The following is an 18,617-nucleotide window of genomic DNA, read 5'->3' as shown; positions in this document are numbered from 1 at the left end:
TATGGATATTTTTACAATAATTTCAGTACTTGTTTTTCTTTCGGCAATTTTTGGATATATAAATGCCCGCTTTTTAAAACTACCCAATAGTATTGGCTTAATGTTGATTACAATTGTGTTTACTTTAGCTGTATTTGCCATAGGCTATATAGACGATACGTTAATAAACGCAGAGCGTTACATCATTACACAGATAGATTTCAAGTCTGTTCTGCTAGATATAATGTTGAGTTTCTTGTTATTTGCAGGGGCGCTGCATACCAATTTTGAACAGCTGAAAGTACAACGTTGGCCTATATTGGTGTTTTCTACACTAGGTGTTTTGGTGTCTACCTTTTTAGTGGGGACCAGTATGTATTATTTGTTGCAGTTGTTGGGTATGCAGATCAATTTCATTTACTGTTTGTTATTTGGATCTCTTATATCACCAACGGATCCTATTGCCGTTTTGGGAATTTTAAAAAAGGCTGGTGCACCAAAAAAGTTGGAAACCAAAATTGTGGGAGAATCATTGTTCAATGACGGAGTAGGAGTCGTTGTATTCTTAACGATATTTCAACTGGCATCTGCAACCGAGGTAGCTGTATCTCCATTAGATATTATAGAACTATTTGGGGTTGAGGTAATTGGCGGGTTGGCATTGGGTCTGGCCCTAGGTTGGGGAACGTATAAGTTAATGCGATCTATTGACGATTATGATATAGAGGTGATCATTACATTGGCAACGGTAATGGTAGGTACATTGATAGCACAGAAATTCCATTTATCGGCACCTTTGGCAATGGTAGCTGCAGGTTTGGTGGTTGGTAACGACACCGTTCGTAATTCTGCCATGTCAGAGACCACGGAGACCTATGTAGATAAATTTTGGGAGCTTTTGGATATTCTGTTGAATACCTTGTTATTTGTATTGATAGGGATGGAAATGCTGGTACTGACATTTAAAACAGAATATATTATTGCAGGTTTATTGGCAATTCCGCTAGTATTGCTTTGTCGCTATCTTTCATTAATGCTTCCTATTAAATTCTTTGAAAAGAAGTTGGATTTTGTGCCAAGAACCAATTTGGTCATGACATGGGGAGGATTACGCGGTGGTATATCTATAGCATTGGCATTAGGTCTTTCAGATGACATGCATAGAGACGCTTTTTTAGTGATAACCTACATAGTTGTGGTGTTCTCGATAATAGGGCAAGGCTTAACCGTTGAAAAATTGATTAAAAGCGTAGTGAAATGATACCTAAGACCTATCTTGAATTTGAAAAGAGTTTGGAATTCACCAATGTGCCAAAAGACTGGTCAAACGGACTAAAAGCTGCTTGGTACGATGCCAAAGGCGATTGGGAAGCTTCTCATAATATTGCACAAGATATGCACAATGAACTTGGTAGTTGGTTGCATGCCTATTTGCACAGAAAAGAAGGTGATCGGTTTAATGCGGGATACTGGTATAGATTAGCGAATAAAGAATATCCCACAATTACCTTAGACGAAGAGCTTAAGGTAATTGTGGAGTTTATTATTGAAAATTAAGTTTAGTACTAATTTGTTTCCTCCAGTTCTATTGCATGTGTTACCTCACCACTTCCTCTAGAGTCTTTAGCTTTTACTTTGAAAACGGCATTGCCATTAAAGTCTGAATTAAATCTTATAGTAGCAATAGATTTAGAAGTAGAACCGGTTGCACTTTCTTCGATATTAATAATTTCCATACTCCCAGACTCAATAGTCCATGTGAAAAGGGCAACTCGAGCGTTATATTCTGCGGCGAACGTTATGGTTTCGTTTGGCAAAGCATAGTCTGCACCATTCAAACAAACCTTAACTCCTGTAGGTGAAAAGTCTCCTAAATCACATGTGGTAACACTTTTTGGGTTTAAACTTGAATCATCATTGTCATCATTTGAACATGAAAATTGAAATGTAGTTATGACGATTAGAAATAATAGTGTAATCGACTTTTTCATTGGTGCAGTTTTAAATTGGTTATAGTAGGAAATAATAACTCTAAAATAGGAAAAATAGTACATAGAATTATCTGTTTAATATTTTTTTATGTTAAAATTCCTTTGTAGTTGTAGTTGTAGTTGTAGTTGTAGTTGTAGTTGTAGTTGTAGTTGAAAGTTTCCATTTTGGTCTATCATTTTAGAAAATCGGCAAAGTTCCTTGAACGAAGATGCAAGAACTTTGTAGTATGAAAAAAATATCAAACTTCGGAATATTTACACTGCTGTTCGTTAGTAGTTTAACAATAATGGTAGGTACGGTGATAGCACCTTCATTATCAGGAATAATGCAACATAAAGACCTAAGCTTTTCACCAAGTTGGTTAATTACCTTACCATCATTGGGTGTTGTGGTTTTTGCTCCGATTATAGGACGAACCTTGAATAAACTGGGAGCATTAAAACTGTTGTGTTTTGGTTTAGTGCCTTATGCGTTTTTAGGAGTTATTGGCGCGTTTATAGATAATGATTATGTTTTAATTGTTGATCGGTTTTTATTGGGTGGGGCAACGGTTGCAGTTCAGGTTTCCGTAACAGCTTACATTGCGGAAAAATTTAGCGGTGAACATCGAATGAAAATGATAGCTTGGCAAGGAATGGCAATTGAGTTAGGTGGTGTCGTTTTCTTGGCAATTGGGGGTATTCTGGGTGAACTTAATTGGCAGTATCCTTTCTATATCTATCTGGTTGCATTGATCTGTTTAATCTTAGTCTTAAAGGCATTGCCTAAGGTAAATAAACGTGTAGTTGATGAGTCATTGAAAACGATAGTAACCAAAAAAGATAAGCAAGGAGTCAAAGTAATATTTATTGCGGCTCTTTTAGCAATGATGTTGTTTTTTATAGGATTTGTAACCCTACCATTATATTTGCCATCTGCTTTTAATTTTAGTGAGTCGGAAACCGGCTATTTAATGTCCTTTATATCGCTGATTGCCATTATTACTGCGAGCCAAATGCCTAAAATGGTAAAATGGTTTGGAGACGGAAGAACGGTAGCGCTTGGTTTCTTATTCTTTATGCTTGGTTATTTGGTTCTGGCAACTACCATGAGTATAACGTTTTTAGGGTTGACAGCACTATTTATAGGAATTGGTTTTGGGTTTACGATCCCATTATTAAATCACATGATGATAGAGGTGAGCAATGCTCAAAATCAAGGTAAAAACTTAGGGTTGTTTTCAATGGGCGTTTTTGGAGGTCAATTTCTATCTACGTTTGTGGAATATATTTCTAACAACTACATGGCAATTTACGGGGTTTCAGCGGTATTAGCGTTGTGTATAGGTGTTGTTATATTTTTTAGTTTTAGAAAATTGAGAAAAGATTAGGGTTACTTGAATTCTTGTTACTTTTATAGACTTCTATGAAAGTTTATGAATTTGAATACCTGGAAAACTAAAATTAAGATTGATTTAAATTTCGATACAAAGACGGTGTTGTTATCAGGTAATTCTATGGGTATTTACTTTGAGTTTTATTCGGTAAATAACATTATTGTACATTTTAAGCCTTTAAATGAATTATTTAAAAATAGTGTTTACACCGGTAATAGCGGTGTACTTTTAAATTTTGAGCGCGATTTAATAGATGAAGATGATGTAGAGTATGCATTAGATGTTATGTCGCTTTTCAATAAATACCCTCAATTAAATATCAGATCTGAAAAAGAAGTAGCTCAGGTAAAGAAGTTGATTGAGATGTTGAAAGATGAGTATTTTGGGGAGAACGTATCTTACATAATGCTTAAAACATTATTGAAAGTACTCTTGTTACATTTAATTCGGTTTCAGAACAATGAATTGTTGCCACAAGACATTCATCAAAAAAGAGTGTTTCAGTTTTTAGAATTGATGGAAATTAATTTTTTGAATGAAACCAATGCAGAATATTATGCAAATCAATTAGGGATAAGTACAAAGCGATTAAATCAGGTGCTTCAAGAAAAGTTGAACCTTACCGCAAAACAAGTGATACAGCAAAGACAAATAACAGAGGCAAAACGCAAACTTATAAGAAGCGAGATCACTACAAAGGAATTGGCTTTTGACCTAGGGTTTGAGTCTATAAGCAGTTTTTCCCGCTTTTTTAAAAAGAATGTGGGTGTTAGTCCAACCGCTTTCAAGGCTCAGCAAAATTCTTAAAATTTAAATTTGGAGCAAAAAAAATCGGAATTACTTAGTAATTCCGATTCTTATAATGCTATAAAAGCAACTAGATCATTTTAAAATCCAGAAGAATTTCTCCTTCTATGGAAGCCTGTAAATGGTCTCCTTTAAAAGTTTCACCTGCACCAACAGCTGGCGTTCCGGTAAAAATCATGTCGCCCGGATTTAAGGTCATAAAAGTAGAAACAAAACTGATGATTTCGGCAAAGTTATAAATGATGTAACCGGTGTTGCCAACTTGCTTCTTTTCACCATTGATGACCAAATCAAAGTTAATATTATCCAATTCGGGAAAATCGGAAATAGGTTTAAAACCAGAAACAGGTGAGGCACCGTCAAAACCTTTGGCTAAAGCCCAAGGACCTTTCTTTTCTCTGCTGGCAGTAAGTACATCCTTTGCAGTATAGTCTATTCCAATACCTATTTCAGAAATGTATGAGTTTGCTTCCTCTACAGAAACGTTTTTTGCGGTTTTACCGATTTTCACGACCAATTCTACCTCATAGATCAATTGATTGGTAATCGCAGGGAATTCAACATCCTTGCTATCCATTACCAATGATGAATCTGGTTTGGTGAATATTAGTTGTACATCATTTTTTAAATCATCAATTTCAGATTTATCTAAAACATAGTTTTTGCCAATGCCTATAATTTTCATTACTGTGGTGTTAGTGTATTATTAATTTTGAAGTGAAATTAAACAATCTGGCGAGTAATATTTATTGTTTTAATTGAAATCACAATAACATCATTTTTTGTTTATGATATAGCATTGATTGTTTTAAGCGCCGATATGGTAACTTCTTTTCTAATAGCATTAAATTCTTGTATATCGATTGTGGCACTCTTTGGTTCTAGATTAGTAGCAAAGAAATAAACATCGTTGCCTACTTCTATATACCCAACGAACCAGCCATTATAATGATTGTTGGCAATAGATAATCCGGTTTTTCCGCTAAGTGTATAAGCGCTATTTTCATCAATGAGCAAAATGGTCTTAACAATCTTTGTAGTTCTTTTGGATATGGGAAGCTTATTGGTATAAAATCGTTTTAAGAAATCTATTTGTTGCATTTGATTTATTCTAGATTCGCCTTCTAACCAAAAATCGGTAATGTTGGAATCATCAATTTTTAAATTGCCATATTGCAATTTATTTACATACTGGTTCATTTGTTGAGGTCCAATTTTTGACGCCACTGACTGATAACAAGGAACGCAAGAAAACTGAAATGCATCACGTAAAACTAAATCTTGCTCCCAGAGATCTAACCATTTTTGTTCTCCATCCCATTTAAATATTGTTGAATCGCTTTCAATAACTCCCGTTTCCAATCCAATAATAGTATTTGTGATTTTAAAGGTTGATGCTGGCAGTTTACCTTGTAATGCCCAATCAAAATTATTGGAATAGTAGGTGTCTTTAGTGAGGTTGTAAATTATAATAGAACCGTTAGCATCTGCCTTGTCAATGATAGTTTGAATTTCAGACTTTTTAATTTTGTTTATATTCCTCTCAACGGTTGCCTGTTCTTCAGTCTTCTTTTGTTGTTTACAAGAGGTAAAACAGATGAATAAAAATAAGAGTAAATGTAATTTCATGAGGTAAATGATTGGATAGAATAGCGATGATTTAAATATAATTAATCGGTGTTTAATCATTTGCGGAAAATACTTTTGAATTAAATGTAAAGCAATAAAAAAGCGACAGTGAATGAACACTGTCGCCAAATGATTTAAAATCTAGTGAAGTAAATAAGAATGTGGTTAGTAAAGACTACCCATTGCATCTATTTTCTTTTCAAGATATTCTTCTTTACTATTTTTCAATTGATTTTGCTTTGCTAAAGCTGTCAACTTGAGATTTTTTTTAATGGAGAATTTAAGCTTCATATATTTCTCTTGTAAAACACCAAGATGATCTTCAAGCCCTTCAGAATAGATGTTTAATTGCATAATTTTTAAATTTAGATATAATTCTAAGATAAAAATTAGTTGACTGATAATCATTTAATTATAGTGAAATTGAATCTATATAGGTGAGAAATATGAATTTGATTTTATATGGGTAACTTAATTACTGAACTCGTTTTTTAAAGGAGTTTTTTTTTATGTATTCGTAAAATAGGTATATGCCTGAATAATTGATTTGGATTGGACTTAGGAAAATTTCAAATATTTCTTAAAACAAACACTATTCTCCATTTCCTCGTAGGGCGGATAGTTTTCAATAATTTCGTAATTGTTCTTCTTATAAAGTGCAATGGCTTCCGGTTGGCGTAATCCGGTTTCCAAAACAGCGTAGGAGTAATTTAATTCTTTTGCCCATTCTTCTAGTACCATTAGTGCTTTTGAGGCAATGCCTTTTCCTCGAAAATCTGGTTGAACAAACATTCGCTTAATCTCGACCGTGTCTTCATTAAATTCTTTGAATGCGCCACAGGCCACAAGTGTTTTGTCCGAATAAAAAACAACACAGTTTTTCAACGCATCAATACCGTTGAATTGTGCGTAGAAAGCATTTTCATCACCATCACGTAATGCCAAATCAGCATCGAGCAAAGCAACTAATTCTTTAAAGTTTTTATTATCACTAGAACAACGTTTATAGTAAAGCATAAGAGGTCTCTTTTTTAGACTTTAATGGAATATCCATCCGCATTAACCGTGCTATTGTCAAAATAAAAATCAATTCTACCTAGATTTACTCCAAAACACCCAACTTGATTTACAAGAATATCACGCTCTACGGCATTACTAACTACAGTAGGTTGATCTAGAAAGGTGTGAGTGTGCCCACCAATAATCAAATCTGTATATTTCGTTTTTTTAGCGAGCTTTAAATCATCTGGTTTTTGACTTTTATACTCATACCCTAAATGAGAAAGGCATATGACCAAATCGCACTTTTCTTCTTCCTTAAGTTTAGTTTCCATATCTATCGCAAGTTCATAAGGGTCAAGAAATACGGTCTCTTTGTAAAGTTGTTTGGTTACCAATCCGTCCAATTTAATTCCTAATCCGTAAACACCTACCTTAATTCCGTCTTTTTCATAAATTTTATAAGGCTGTGTTAATCCGTCTAAAACGGTATTGGAAAAATCGTAATTGGCACTGATAAAATTAAACTTGGCATATGGCATTTGAGCCAATAGACCGTCAATACCATTATCAAAATCATGGTTTCCAATGGTAGTTGCGTCATAATTGAGCATACTCATTAGTTTAAATTCTAACTCACCACCATAAAAGTTGAAGTATGGAGTACCTTGAAAAATATCACCGGCATCAAAAAGAAAAGTATTCGGATTCTCTTTTCTGATACTATCTACCAAACCAGCTCTACGCGCCAAACCGCCTAAGCCTGGAAAATCTGCATGATCGTTAGGGAAAGCGTCTACGTGACTGTGTACGTCATTGGTGTGTAAAATGGTAATGTGTTTTTTTGTGGCAACGTTGCAAGAGTTTAAGCTAAGTCCGCCCAAAGTCAATAAACCAGAGGTTGCAGCCGTATTTTTTATAAATTTTCTTCTTTCCATTTTACTGTAATTGATAATATCTTAAATCTACTTTTGGGGCTAGGGTATCCACTTTGGAAAAGAAATCTATTATGGCATTTCTTATTTTGTAATCGGTTTCCGTTTTTGAAATGGCATCTTTGAAAAATCCCATATTGTCGCCACCAGTTACCAAATAATCTGATGTAGCCACATAATAGGATTTATTTTTGTCAATAGGTTTACCGTCCACAGTAAAGGCTTTGACAGTGTTATTTTTATTCAATATAAGCTGTGCGCCTGCAATGGGGTGCGCTCGTTTAGAATGTATAAGGTAGTCTACCATTTTCATTAACGATTCACCTTTTAATTCTACGACGACAACGGAATTTTCAAAAGGCATTACCTCATAAGCGGTTCTGGAAGTAACGTTGCCTTTGGAGATAATAGAACGTATACCGCCATGGTTCAATAAAACCATATCTATATTGTGGCCAGTTCGTTTCTTGAATATAGGATTGGTTTCACTTAGAACAATATCCGCCATTAAATTACCCGCTGTAGTGTTGAATTTTCCATCGGTTTTAGATATAACGAACGGAGCATAGGCCAACGTACTATCTAAAATACTTTCTACACGATCATGAAAAGGTTGAATAAATTTTTGAATACTGTCAACAGTGGTAAAACTGCTATCAATTGCTATTTGCTTGCCAGTCAGTTCGGTAAGGTGTTCCGGGGCATTTTTGCAAGACGCTAAAACCATAAATGTTATAAATATAACATAATGTTTTATATTTAAAATATCAAAGTGTTTTAACTTCGCCATATAGTTGCAGGGATATTATTTACATTTGTCTAAATGTAAAAATACATGTTTTTAAAAGGAATTAAGGACAAGTTTAAACGGAAATCTGGCCGTAAAATATTAAAACAGTTGGTGGCAACACCAATTGCTGTAACGCGTGAAAGTAAAGGAATACGTTCTGTAGGTTGTATTGTGGATCTAGATAAGTTTGAGAAATCTGAGGTGTTTTTTCAGTTTCAAGAAGAGTTATCATTACATCCAAATGCGGTGAAAATTATTGGTTATAAACGTTTTTATGATAAAAACTCGCCATATGCCACTCCAGTTTTTTCAGATAAAGATCTTGGGTGGAACGGCGATATAGAGAACAGTTATGCCCTTGAATTTTTAGGACGTGAATATGACTTATTGGTGAATTATTATAATGAGGACAGCTTACTGTTAAATTTAATGTCAGTAAAGACCAAGGCTCGTTTAAAGGTAGGTTTTAAAGAAGTTGGGCCTACTTATAATGATTTAATGTTAGATACGCCGTTAAAGGACTTTCAGATATTTAAAAAAGAATTGAAAAAGTACTTGGGCATTTTTAAGGAGATTTAGTTATGAAAGAATTAAGAGGAGCAGGGGTAGCGTTAATAACGCCATTTAAGGAGGATGGATCTGTAGATGTTGAGGCTCTTAGAAAAGTTGTAGCCTTCAATATTGAAGGTAACATAGATTATTTAGTAGTGTTAGGTACAACGGCCGAGTCAGTAACGTTATCAAAAGCGGAAAAACTATTGGTAATGCGTACGGTAGAAGAGGCAAATGCTGGTGCATTACCATTGGTGATAGGTATTGGTGGTAATAATACCGCTGCCTTGGTAGAAGAATTACAATCTGCGGATTTATCTGCATATGATGCCATACTTTCTGTTTCTCCTTATTATAACCGCCCAACCCAAGAGGGAATTTATCAACACTTTGCTGCACTTTCACAAGCATCTCCCTTACCTATAATTTTATACAACGTACCAGGTAGAACCGGAAGTAATATGTTGCCGGAAACCGTTGTTCGTTTAGCAAAGAAATTTGATAACATTGTTGCGGTTAAAGAAGCTTGTGGAGATATGACCCAAGTACAAGAATTGATTTCAAAACGACCAGAAGGCTTTTTAGTACTTTCAGGTGATGATATTACTGCATTGCCTACAATTGTTGCTGGAGGTGATGGTGTAATTTCGGTTATTGGTCAGGGGCTGCCAGAAGAATTTTCTAAAATGGTTCATGAGGGCTTAAATGGAAATACCGAAGTGGCTTATAGCTACCATTATAAAATGCAAGAAGGTATGAAGTTGATCTTTGAAGAAGGCAATCCGGCAGGCATTAAGGTAATTTTTGAATATTTAGGTTTGGCTAACCCCTTTGTGAGACTGCCTTTAATTGTTGCATCGGATGCTTTAAAGCATAGAATTGTTTCGTTTATGGAATCTATGATACGTATACCTGCATAAATATTCGTTAAATCTTCATTGAGTAGGGCATTCTTGTGGTTTAAAGCCTGTATTTTTATTGGATTATTTTGTTTTTTAAATCCATTGATAATCACTAATTTTGCAAAATGTTTTTTAAAATGAGGAGAGTTTTTCCAATAGTATTGATTGCCATTGCTTTACAATCTTGTAGCGAGTACCAAAAGGTACTTAAGCATGATGATATAAAAGCCAAATATGATATGGCAGAAACATTCTACGAAGAAGGAGATTTTAGAAGAGCAAATAGATTGCTTGAACAAATTGCCCCTAAATACGTAGGTAAGCCACAAGGGGAACGTGTTATGTTCTTTTTGTCCAACAGCTATTTTCAGCGTGGAGATTATAATATGGCTGGCTACCAGTTTGAGCGTTTTGTAAAGTCATATCCAAAAAGTGATAAGGTGGTAGAGGCTACTTTTTTAGGCGCCAAAAGTTACTACAAACTATCTCCGGAATATTCGTTGGATCAAACAGATACCGATAAAGCCTTGTTGAAATTGCAAAACTTCATCAATACCTATGCTGAGTCGGAATATTTTGCAGAAGCAAATGCGATGGCGCAAGAATTGACTACGAAGAAAGAGCAAAAGGCTTTTGAAATTTTAAAGCAATATAATAAACTAGGCGAGTTCAATTACGATATGCTGAAATCTGCAGTTGCGGCAAGCGATAACTTTGTAGCGGACAATCCGGGTTCTCCTTTTAGGGAAGAGGCCATGTTCGTAAAGGTAGAGGCTTTAACGCATATGGCGGTCAATAGTTTTGAACAGTTGAAGGAAGAGCGACTAAAGAATGCTAAAGCGGCACATGCAGCTTTGATGAAACAGTTTCCTGAATCAAAATTTGATAAAGAGGCTACAGATTTAATTGAAAAGATTGATAAAGAATTACAACGCATGCAACAAGCGCAGGTAGTTGGGTCAAAATAAATAATGTAATTATGAATATGAACGATTTAAAAAACTCTAAAGCATCAGTATCTACGGTAACTATTAATCGTAATGAGTTTGATCAGCCTACGGAAAATATCTATGAGGCTATTTCAATTACTGCAAAACGTGCTATTCAGATCAACTCTGAAATTAAAAAAGAGCTTTTAGAAAAGTTAGAAGAGTTTGCTACTTACAGCGATAGTCTAGAAGAGGTTTTTGAGAATAAAGAGCAAATAGAGGTTTCTAAATTTTACGAGAAATTACCTAAGCCACACGCTATGGCGGTAGAAGAGTGGTTAATGGATAAAATTTACCACAGAAATACAGAAAAAGACGCTTAAGAAATATGTTGAACGGCAAAAATGTTCTTTTAGGAATCACTGGAGGCATTGCTGCTTATAAGACAACATTCTTAGTTCGTTTATTTATAAAAGCTGGTGCTAACGTTAAGGTTATCCTTACTGATAGTGCCAGTTCTTTTGTTTCTCCACTTACCTTGGCCACTTTGGCTAAAAACCCAGTTGTTCTAGATTTTGTAAAGACCGATGAAAATACGGTACACTGGAACAATCATGTAGCATTGGGTTTGTGGGCAGACTTAATGGTCATTGCACCTGCAACTGCCAATACCATGTCTAAAATGGCAAATGGAAATTGCGACAATGTGTTAATGGCTACATACTTGTCAGCTAAATGTCCGGTTTATATTGCACCTGCCATGGATCTGGATATGTACAAGCATCCAAGTACAAAAAAATCTTTACAGCAACTTGCATCCTTCGGCAATTTGGTAATACCGGCAACAAGTGGTGAATTGGCCAGTGGTTTGCATGGTGAAGGAAGAATGGCGGAACCAGAAGAAATCGTTGATTTTATAAAAAATCAATTGTCCAAAGGTTTACCCTTAACAGGTAAGAAAGTTTTAATAACGGCAGGACCAACCTATGAGGCTATAGATCCCGTTCGTTTTATTGGAAATCACTCTTCCGGTCTAATGGGTTTTGAGCTTGCTAAAACAGCGGCTAATTTGGGTGCCGAAGTGTATTTGGTTACAGGGCCCACAAGGTTATCCGTTTCTCATGATAATATACATGTTGTTGATGTAGTTTCTGGAGATGACATGTATCACAGTGCTCAAATGTACTATGATACTGCGGATATTGTTATATGTGCAGCAGCTGTGGCAGATTATAGACCCAAAACCGTTGCGGAACAAAAAATTAAAAAATCCGAAGAAAACCTCACTATTGATTTAGTGAAGAATAAGGATATCCTAAAAACTTTCGGTGATCATAAAACGCATCAATTTTTAGTAGGCTTTGCCTTGGAAACCGAGAATGAGGTAGAAAATGCCAAGGGGAAATTAAAACGTAAAAATCTAGATGCCATTGTGCTTAACTCAATGAGGGACAAAGGAGCAGGCTTTGGAGGTAATACCAATAAAATTTCATTTATAGATACCAATTCGAACATTACTACGTTTGAACTAAAGACCAAGGCAGAAGTTGCCGTGGATATCTTCAATGAAATTATTAAAAGACGGTATGCGTAAAGCGGTATTTTTATTTTTTTTCAACCTTTTTTGTTTTGTTTCTATTGCACAAGAATTAAACTGTGTTGTTACGGTTAATTCGGATCAATTGACTCAAGGAGATCTTCAGGTTTTTAAAACTTTGGAGCGTTCATTGAACGATTTTATCAATAAATCAAAATGGACTAACCGTGTCTACAAAGAAAATGAGCGTGTAAATGCACAAATGTTCATTACCATTACTTCTTATGAGTCTAACGTATTTAGCGGTAATATTCAAGTACAGTCGTCAAGACCTGTTTATAATACTTCCTATTCAACACCGGTATTCAATTATAAGGATAATGCTTTTAATTTTCAATATATTGAATTTCAACCGTTGATATTCAACGAAAATCAGTTCGAGTCCAATTTGGTCAGCGTAATGGCATATTACGCATATGTGATTTTGGGCTTGGATGCCGATACTTTTTCTTTGGAAGGAGGTACTGATTTCTACAGAAGGGCGCAGAATATTGTAACTCAGGCTCAAGGTAGTAATTCTGCCGGATGGAGTCAATCTGCCGATTCTAATCGAAGTAGATTTGAGTTGATAGATAATTTATTGTCCAATACCTACAGGGAGTATCGCATCGCCATGTATAATTATCATAGAAAAGGATTGGATATTTTGCCCGATAATAATAGTACGGGCAAGCAGGTCATTGCGGGGACCATGAATTTATTTCAAACGATGATCAATAGACGACCAAATGCATTTCTGATTTCTACATTTTTTGATGCTAAATCTGAAGAGATAAAGAATATTTTTTCTGACGGACCAAAGGTAGATATTGTAAAGCTTAAGGAAACCTTGAATAAAATAGCGCCATTGTACGCTACTACTTGGAACGATATTAAATATTGAACCGTTTTACAAAACCGAATTATAGATTACCTTTGTGTATCTAAAATTCTAACGCGTGCTTTCAACCCTTACCATTTCCAATTACGCATTAATAGACAGTCTAGAAGTGGACTTTAATAAAGGTTTTACCGTTATAACAGGTGAAACAGGTGCCGGTAAATCAATTTTATTGGGTGGTTTGTCCTTGGTATTGGGCAAACGTGCAGATTTAAGTTCTTTAAGGGTCAAAGATCAAAAATGTATCATTGAAGGGACTTTTAAAATTGATACCTACGGTCTTCAAAGTTTCTTTGAGGAAAATGATTTGGATTATGAGGATAGTACTGTCATTAGACGTGAGATTTTGCCAAGTGGAAAGTCTAGGGCGTTTGTGAACGATACTCCGGTTACTTTGGGGGTGTTGTCTACATTGGGAGAAAACTTAATAGATATTCATTCTCAGCATCAAACCATGCAACTTACTGAAAATGATTTTCAGTTAAAATTGGTGGATGCTCTGGCTAATAATCAAAAACGGTTAACCGATTACAGAAAAGATTTAAAGATCTATCGTAAGGCTCAAAAAGAACTTCAAAATCTTATTGAAGTTCAAAGTACGGCTATTAAGGAGCAAGACTATAATACTTTTATGTTAGAGGAGCTTGAAAAAGCACCGTTGAAAGAAGGTATTATTGAGTTGTTAGAAGAGGAGTATGAGCAATTGAACAATGTTGAATTGATCATGGAACAGCTTTCTAAAGGAGATCAATTGTTCAATGATGAGCAAATAGGGGTATTACCTTTGGTTACGGAAATGCGTCAATCACTTTCTAAATTGGTGGATTTTGGAGCGAATTATAAAGATTTGTACGAGCGTGTTCAATCGGTTTTGATAGAATTGGATGATGTAAATTCTGAATTGCAACGCTTGCAAGACGGTGTAGAGGCGAACCCAGATCAATTGGAACAGGTTAACGGCAAGCTACAGCTACTATATGATCTTCTTAAAAAACATAACGCAAGTGATGTATTAGAATTGATCGAGATTAAAAATGTACTTGCGGATAAGGTATTTGAAACAGCCAATTTAGACGAGAAAATTACATTGAAGACCAAAGAGATTCAAGAAATGGAATCTGTTTTGGGTAAACAAGCTTTGGTTATTCGTGAAAAACGAAAATCTGTTATTCCACAATTAAAGAAAAAGTTGGAATCAGATTTAAATTTACTGGGTATGCCAAGCGCATCATTTCAAATAGGTCTTACCGATACCAGCACTTTCTTGGCAACTGGTATGGACGAACTATCGTTTCTATTTACCGCGAATAGAGGTGGTAACTACGGCGAATTAAAAAAAGTAGCATCAGGCGGTGAGCTATCAAGAATTATGCTGGTTATAAAAGCATTGCTTGCCAAATATGAAAAGTTGCCTACCATTATGTTCGATGAAATAGATACTGGGGTGTCTGGCGAAATATCTAATAGAATGGCAGATATTATGAAAGATATGAGTGCGGACCTTCAGGTATTTTCCATTACCCATTTACCTCAAGTGGCATCTAAAGGAAATCATCACTTTAAGGTTTTTAAAACTGAAGGCGCTAAACGTACCATGACAAATTTAAAAGAGCTTACCAATGAGGAAAGAGTTGTGGAACTAGCACATATGCTAGGTGGTAAAGATTTGTCAGATTCGGCACTGGCACATGCAAAACAACTTTTAAATTAAGGGTTTTTACTGGTCACTTCAATTTTGTTTTAACATATTTTAGATATCTTTGAATATTAAATCAAACTATACAATTTACCATCATGGGATATAACTTATTAAAAGGAAAAAGGGGAATTATTTTTGGAGCATTGGATGAAAATTCTATTGCGTGGAAAACAGCACAAACTGTACATGATGAAGGTGGTACTTTTGTTTTGACAAATGCCCCAATTGCCATGAGAATGGGTCAAATAGACGAGTTGGCAAAGAAAACCGGTTCAGAAATTATTCCTGCAGATGCTACTAGTGTGGAAGATTTGGATAATTTAGTTGCTAAATCTGTTGAGATTTTAGGAGGAAAAATTGACTTTGTGTTACACTCTATTGGTATGTCGGTAAATGTACGTAAAGGTAGAGCGTATACAGATGAGAAATATGATTTTACCCAAAAAGGTTGGGATGTTTCGGCATTATCATTTCATAAGGTAATGCAATCGTTATATAAAGCAGATGCAATGAATGAGTGGGGTAGTATTGTGGCCTTGACTTATATGGCGGCTCAAAGAACTTTTCCGGATTACAATGACATGGCAGATAATAAGGCGTATTTAGAATCTGTTGCTCGTAGTTTTGGATACTTCTTTGGTAAAGAGAAAAAAGTTCGTGTAAATACCATTTCACAATCACCTACGGCCACTACTGCTGGACAAGGGGTAAAAGGTTTTGACGGATTCATTAGTTATGCGGAAAAAATGTCTCCTTTGGGTAATGCATCGGCTCAGGATTGTGCTGATTATACCATAACCTTATTTTCAGATCTTACAAGAAAAGTGACCATGCAGAACTTGTTTCATGATGGTGGTTTCTCTAACACAGGAGTTAGTCAAGAGGTTATAGAGAAATTTTAATCAATATTTTAGTTTTCCAATTTCATTGGAGCCTATTCATAAAAGGAGAGTTATAATGAACTTATCGTTTTCTTTTATCATTCCTGTATACAATAGACCCAATGAAATTAAAGAGTTATTGGATAGTCTACGTTTACAGACCTATGATCAATCTTTTGAAGTAGTAATCGTTGAAGATGGTTCAACTATTTCATCAGAAGAAGTTATAGGTGAGTACGTAGACTATTTGTCCATTTCATATTATAAAAAAGCAAATTCTGGTCCAGGTGATTCCCGTAATTACGGTATGGCTAAGGCAAAGGGCAATTATTTTATTGTGTTGGACTCTGATTGTATATTACCTCCACAATATTTAAAAGAAGCGGATAAAAGTCTAAAGGATGATTTTGTGCATTGTTATGGAGGTCCAGATGCTGCTCATGAATCATTTTCTACGGTGCAAAAGGCAATTAATCATGCCATGACTTCATTTTTAACTACTGGTGGCATACGTGGAGGTAAGAGGGCGGTAGACAAATTTCAGCCCAGAAGTTTTAATATGGGTATATCTAAAGAAGCCTTTGAAAATGTTGGTGGTTACGGTAATATACACCCAGGTGAAGATCCGGATCTTACTATTCGTATTTGGAACAAAGGCTATAGAACAAAATTGATTTCAGAAGCTTTTGTGTATCATAAAAGAAGAATAGACTGGAACAAGTTTTATATTCAGGTCAACAAATTTGGAATGGTTAGGCCCATTTTAAATAAATGGCACCCGGAAACAAAAAAGGTTACATATTGGTTTCCAACCGTTTTTTGTTTAGGATTTATAATAGCATTGATTTTGTTGTTTTTAGGTTTTAAGGTGTTATGGTTTATGTATTGCACATACTTTTTGGTTTTGTTTATTGATGCGCTTTTGAAAACACGAAATATAAAAGTTTCGTTTTTGGCATTATTGGCAACTGCGATACAATTTTTTGGATATGGATACGGATTTTTAAAATCAACCCTGTATATTAATTTTTCTAATAAAGAACCAGAGGAGATTTTTCCTAAATTATTTTTTAGAGTGAAGTAATGGAGCGTTTGCTAGAATGGATCAAAACAGGATTAAAAAAAAGAAAGGTGAAAATCTTTCTAATATTCTTGTTATGTGCTTCACTTGCTTGGTTGATCAATAAACTGTCTTTAACATATACAAGTAACACCAGTTTTAAAGTTGAATATATTAATATACCAGATGATTTTTTACTGGCAACTAGCCCTAAAGATGAAATAGCTGTAAGACTAAAAGCTGTCGGATTTCAATTTTTAGGCTATGAATTAAAGCCTAAACACATTCAATTAGATGTAAGTAAGGTAATGTATGACAATGATAGATATTACCTCACCTCTGATCAAATAAGAATACAATTAGAAGCTCAATTGAGTAATTCAAGTGCTTTGGTAGATTTTGAAAGTGATGCCATTTATTTTGATTTTACTTCTTTGGAGACTAAGAAAATACCGGTTGAGGCTGTATTGCAACTAGATTTTTCTGCAAACCATATACTTGAAGGAGACATTAAAGTATATCCAGATTCCATACAAGTTTCTGGTCCAAAAAGCCAGATTGATTCCGTAAGAGTTGTAAGGTCAATGAAAGTTATAAAAGACAATTTAAATAATTCCTTTGTTGAAGAGGTGGATCTAAACTTGCCAAAAAACTTGAATGGTACTTCGTTTTCTGACCACAAAGTACAAATCTCAGGTAAAGTGGTGAAGTTTTCTGAAAAGGTGTTAGCGGTTCCTGTACAAGTAATTAATTTACCTGATAATGTTCAAGTGCGTACGTTTCCAGAGGTAGTGGAAGTGCGCTGTCAAGGTACTCTAGATCATTTAAAAGAATTGGAAGAAGAGGATTTTGTTGTTGAGGCAGATTACGCTAAAACAAATAAAGAAACAGGTAATAGATTGTCAATTCAACTGGTGCAATATCCTAGAACATTGCATAATGTTGTTCTAAGTGTTAATGAGGTAGAATTTATTTTGCGAAGAGAATGAAAGTGGTAGGTCTAACCGGTGGTATAGGCAGTGGTAAATCTACTGTGTCCAAAATGTTTTTAGAGTTGGGTGTTCCCGTGTACAATTCAGACGAGCGAGCAAAAAAATTAATGAATACATCTGCGGAGATAAAAAATCAAATTATTTCTTTTTTGGGTAAAGAATCTTACCATGAAGAAAAGTTAAACAGAGCATATATCGCAAAAAAGGTATTCAATGATACCACATTGTTGGCGCAGCTTAATGCTATTGTGCATCCGGTAGTTAGAGAAGATTTTCTTAAATGGACAGGTGAGCAAGAGTATTGTTATGTAATTCAAGAAACGGCCTTGTTGTTCGAAAATAATGCGCAGCATTTATACGATAGTATTATTTTGGTAACCGCGCCAAAAGAAGAACGTATCTCACGGGTAGTAAGTAGGGATAATGGCACAAGGGAACAAGTAATTGCCAGAATGAACAATCAAATGGACGATGAAGAGAAATTGAACTTAAGTGATTTCGTTATAGAAAATATTGACATAGAAAGAACTAGGTCAATTGTCCTTCAAGTACACGCTGCAATCATAACTGATTGCTAGTAATTTAGCAATTTTAACATTTTTGTTAAGGTTAGGTTAAA

General features: G+C 35.0%; 22 protein-coding genes. 15 read left to right on the top strand and 7 right to left on the bottom strand.

The window, feature by feature from the left end; translation table 11 throughout:
* The first annotated feature begins 1 nt into the window (after position 1).
* Positions 2–1,240, top strand: a complete 1,239-nt coding sequence (locus I600_RS02750; protein ID WP_058102973.1) for a cation:proton antiporter — start codon at positions 2–4, stop codon at positions 1,238–1,240.
* On the top strand, positions 1,237–1,536 hold the full coding sequence (locus I600_RS02745) for a hypothetical protein (protein ID WP_058102972.1): 300 nt from the start codon (positions 1,237–1,239) through the stop codon (positions 1,534–1,536). Before I600_RS02750 ends, I600_RS02745 begins: the two co-directional genes overlap by 4 nt.
* An 8-nt stretch (positions 1,537–1,544) precedes the next feature.
* Here the strand turns inward: I600_RS02745 and I600_RS02740 are convergent, their stop codons facing one another.
* On the bottom strand, positions 1,545–1,970 hold the full coding sequence (locus I600_RS02740; protein ID WP_157490833.1) for a hypothetical protein: 426 nt from the start codon (positions 1,968–1,970) through the stop codon (positions 1,545–1,547).
* Positions 1,971–2,197: 227 nt separating this feature from the next.
* On the opposite strand from I600_RS02740, the gene I600_RS02735 reads away from it, so the two are divergent.
* Positions 2,198–3,340, top strand: coding sequence for an MFS transporter (locus I600_RS02735; RefSeq protein WP_058102970.1), 1,143 nt, complete (start codon positions 2,198–2,200; stop codon positions 3,338–3,340).
* Positions 3,341–3,385: 45 nt separating this feature from the next.
* Positions 3,386–4,153 (top strand): helix-turn-helix domain-containing protein, encoded by a 768-nt coding sequence (locus I600_RS02730; RefSeq protein WP_058102969.1) that lies wholly within the window; start codon positions 3,386–3,388, stop codon positions 4,151–4,153.
* A 70-nt stretch (positions 4,154–4,223) separates the two neighbouring features.
* On the opposite strand, the gene I600_RS02725 is transcribed toward I600_RS02730, so the two are convergent.
* The 6 genes from I600_RS02725 to I600_RS02700 all read right to left on the bottom strand — a co-directional run bounded on the left by I600_RS02725 (position 4,224) and on the right by I600_RS02700 (position 8,506).
* The gene (locus I600_RS02725; RefSeq protein WP_058102968.1) at positions 4,224–4,838 is read right to left on the bottom strand and encodes a fumarylacetoacetate hydrolase family protein; all 615 of its coding nucleotides are present in this window, start codon (positions 4,836–4,838) and stop codon (positions 4,224–4,226) included.
* A gap of 101 nt (positions 4,839–4,939) precedes the next feature.
* Positions 4,940–5,782, bottom strand: a complete 843-nt coding sequence (blaOXA, locus tag I600_RS02720) for a class D beta-lactamase (protein ID WP_082642874.1) — start codon at positions 5,780–5,782, stop codon at positions 4,940–4,942.
* 165 nt (positions 5,783–5,947) lie between these two features.
* Complete coding sequence (locus tag I600_RS02715) at positions 5,948–6,136, bottom strand: hypothetical protein (RefSeq protein WP_157490832.1); 189 nt, start codon at positions 6,134–6,136, stop codon at positions 5,948–5,950.
* Between the two features lie 204 nt (positions 6,137–6,340).
* Complete coding sequence (locus tag I600_RS02710; RefSeq protein WP_058102966.1) at positions 6,341–6,799, bottom strand: GNAT family N-acetyltransferase; 459 nt, start codon at positions 6,797–6,799, stop codon at positions 6,341–6,343.
* A gap of 14 nt (positions 6,800–6,813) precedes the next feature.
* Positions 6,814–7,719 carry a metallophosphatase gene (locus tag I600_RS02705; RefSeq protein ID WP_058102965.1) on the bottom strand — a complete coding sequence of 302 codons (906 nt, stop codon included), beginning with the start codon at positions 7,717–7,719 and terminating at the stop codon, positions 6,814–6,816.
* Between the two features lies 1 nt (position 7,720).
* Positions 7,721–8,506, bottom strand: coding sequence for a 5'-nucleotidase C-terminal domain-containing protein (locus I600_RS02700; RefSeq protein WP_082642873.1), 786 nt, complete (start codon positions 8,504–8,506; stop codon positions 7,721–7,723).
* Between the two features lie 45 nt (positions 8,507–8,551).
* On the opposite strand from I600_RS02700, the gene I600_RS02695 reads away from it, so the two are divergent.
* The 11 genes from I600_RS02695 to coaE all read left to right on the top strand — a co-directional run bounded on the left by I600_RS02695 (position 8,552) and on the right by coaE (position 18,576).
* The gene (locus tag I600_RS02695; protein ID WP_058102964.1) at positions 8,552–9,085 is read left to right on the top strand and encodes a DUF6913 domain-containing protein; all 534 of its coding nucleotides are present in this window, start codon (positions 8,552–8,554) and stop codon (positions 9,083–9,085) included.
* 2 nt (positions 9,086–9,087) lie between these two features.
* Complete coding sequence (gene dapA / locus I600_RS02690) at positions 9,088–9,978, top strand: 4-hydroxy-tetrahydrodipicolinate synthase (RefSeq protein WP_058102963.1); 891 nt, start codon at positions 9,088–9,090, stop codon at positions 9,976–9,978.
* Between the two features lie 119 nt (positions 9,979–10,097).
* Positions 10,098–10,928, top strand: coding sequence for an outer membrane protein assembly factor BamD (locus tag I600_RS02685; protein ID WP_245188831.1), 831 nt, complete (start codon positions 10,098–10,100; stop codon positions 10,926–10,928).
* Between the two features lie 17 nt (positions 10,929–10,945).
* Positions 10,946–11,272: a DNA-directed RNA polymerase subunit omega gene (locus I600_RS02680; protein ID WP_058104250.1), complete on the top strand. Its 327-nt coding sequence runs from the start codon at positions 10,946–10,948 to the stop codon at positions 11,270–11,272.
* Between the two features lie 5 nt (positions 11,273–11,277).
* Positions 11,278–12,483 (top strand): bifunctional phosphopantothenoylcysteine decarboxylase/phosphopantothenate--cysteine ligase CoaBC, encoded by a 1,206-nt coding sequence (gene coaBC, locus I600_RS02675; RefSeq protein ID WP_058102961.1) that lies wholly within the window; start codon positions 11,278–11,280, stop codon positions 12,481–12,483.
* Positions 12,476–13,369 (top strand): type IX secretion system protein PorD, encoded by an 894-nt coding sequence (gene porD, locus I600_RS02670; RefSeq protein WP_058104249.1) that lies wholly within the window; start codon positions 12,476–12,478, stop codon positions 13,367–13,369. The genes coaBC and porD overlap by 8 nt, the downstream gene beginning before the upstream one ends.
* Positions 13,370–13,424: 55 nt before the next feature.
* Positions 13,425–15,077: a DNA repair protein RecN gene (gene recN, locus I600_RS02665; RefSeq protein WP_058102960.1), complete on the top strand. Its 1,653-nt coding sequence runs from the start codon at positions 13,425–13,427 to the stop codon at positions 15,075–15,077.
* A gap of 83 nt (positions 15,078–15,160) precedes the next feature.
* Positions 15,161–15,967: an enoyl-ACP reductase FabI gene (locus I600_RS02660; RefSeq protein WP_058102959.1), complete on the top strand. Its 807-nt coding sequence runs from the start codon at positions 15,161–15,163 to the stop codon at positions 15,965–15,967.
* A gap of 55 nt (positions 15,968–16,022) precedes the next feature.
* On the top strand, positions 16,023–17,030 hold the full coding sequence (locus I600_RS02655) for a glycosyltransferase (protein WP_058102958.1): 1,008 nt from the start codon (positions 16,023–16,025) through the stop codon (positions 17,028–17,030).
* Entirely contained in the window at positions 17,030–17,995 is a 966-nt protein-coding gene (locus I600_RS02650; protein ID WP_058102957.1) for a YbbR-like domain-containing protein, read from the top strand. Before I600_RS02655 ends, I600_RS02650 begins: the two co-directional genes overlap by 1 nt.
* Complete coding sequence (gene coaE, locus I600_RS02645; protein ID WP_058102956.1) at positions 17,992–18,576, top strand: dephospho-CoA kinase; 585 nt, start codon at positions 17,992–17,994, stop codon at positions 18,574–18,576. Before I600_RS02650 ends, coaE begins: the two co-directional genes overlap by 4 nt.
* Positions 18,577–18,617 lie beyond the last annotated feature (41 nt).

Origin of the sequence: Maribacter dokdonensis DSW-8 (assembly GCF_001447995.1) — a bacterium.
Taxonomy (GTDB): Bacteria; Bacteroidota; Bacteroidia; order Flavobacteriales; family Flavobacteriaceae; genus Maribacter; species Maribacter dokdonensis.
Note: the sequence above shows the minus strand (reverse complement) of the source record. Positions and strands in the feature narration are given on the sequence as shown.

Coding starts and splice junctions, on each gene's coding strand:
- I600_RS02655 (WP_058102958.1), top strand. CDS start 16,023: ATGAACTTATCGTTTTCTTTTATCATTCCTGTATACAATAGACCCAAT.
- I600_RS02705 (WP_058102965.1), bottom strand. CDS start 7,719: ATGGAAAGAAGAAAATTTATAAAAAATACGGCTGCAACCTCTGGTTTA.
- porD (WP_058104249.1), top strand. CDS start 12,476: ATGCGTAAAGCGGTATTTTTATTTTTTTTCAACCTTTTTTGTTTTGTT.
- I600_RS02750 (WP_058102973.1), top strand. CDS start 2: ATGGATATTTTTACAATAATTTCAGTACTTGTTTTTCTTTCGGCAATT.
- I600_RS02685 (WP_245188831.1), top strand. CDS start 10,098: ATGAGGAGAGTTTTTCCAATAGTATTGATTGCCATTGCTTTACAATCT.
- I600_RS02725 (WP_058102968.1), bottom strand. CDS start 4,838: ATGAAAATTATAGGCATTGGCAAAAACTATGTTTTAGATAAATCTGAA.
- coaBC (WP_058102961.1), top strand. CDS start 11,278: ATGTTGAACGGCAAAAATGTTCTTTTAGGAATCACTGGAGGCATTGCT.
- blaOXA (WP_082642874.1), bottom strand. CDS start 5,782: ATGAAATTACATTTACTCTTATTTTTATTCATCTGTTTTACCTCTTGT.
- I600_RS02710 (WP_058102966.1), bottom strand. CDS start 6,799: ATGCTTTACTATAAACGTTGTTCTAGTGATAATAAAAACTTTAAAGAA.
- I600_RS02745 (WP_058102972.1), top strand. CDS start 1,237: ATGATACCTAAGACCTATCTTGAATTTGAAAAGAGTTTGGAATTCACC.
- coaE (WP_058102956.1), top strand. CDS start 17,992: ATGAAAGTGGTAGGTCTAACCGGTGGTATAGGCAGTGGTAAATCTACT.
- I600_RS02660 (WP_058102959.1), top strand. CDS start 15,161: ATGGGATATAACTTATTAAAAGGAAAAAGGGGAATTATTTTTGGAGCA.
- I600_RS02650 (WP_058102957.1), top strand. CDS start 17,030: ATGGAGCGTTTGCTAGAATGGATCAAAACAGGATTAAAAAAAAGAAAG.
- I600_RS02740 (WP_157490833.1), bottom strand. CDS start 1,970: ATGAAAAAGTCGATTACACTATTATTTCTAATCGTCATAACTACATTT.
- I600_RS02695 (WP_058102964.1), top strand. CDS start 8,552: ATGTTTTTAAAAGGAATTAAGGACAAGTTTAAACGGAAATCTGGCCGT.
- I600_RS02730 (WP_058102969.1), top strand. CDS start 3,386: ATGAATTTGAATACCTGGAAAACTAAAATTAAGATTGATTTAAATTTC.
- I600_RS02680 (WP_058104250.1), top strand. CDS start 10,946: ATGAACGATTTAAAAAACTCTAAAGCATCAGTATCTACGGTAACTATT.
- dapA (WP_058102963.1), top strand. CDS start 9,088: ATGAAAGAATTAAGAGGAGCAGGGGTAGCGTTAATAACGCCATTTAAG.
- I600_RS02700 (WP_082642873.1), bottom strand. CDS start 8,506: ATGGCGAAGTTAAAACACTTTGATATTTTAAATATAAAACATTATGTT.
- I600_RS02735 (WP_058102970.1), top strand. CDS start 2,198: ATGAAAAAAATATCAAACTTCGGAATATTTACACTGCTGTTCGTTAGT.
- I600_RS02715 (WP_157490832.1), bottom strand. CDS start 6,136: ATGCAATTAAACATCTATTCTGAAGGGCTTGAAGATCATCTTGGTGTT.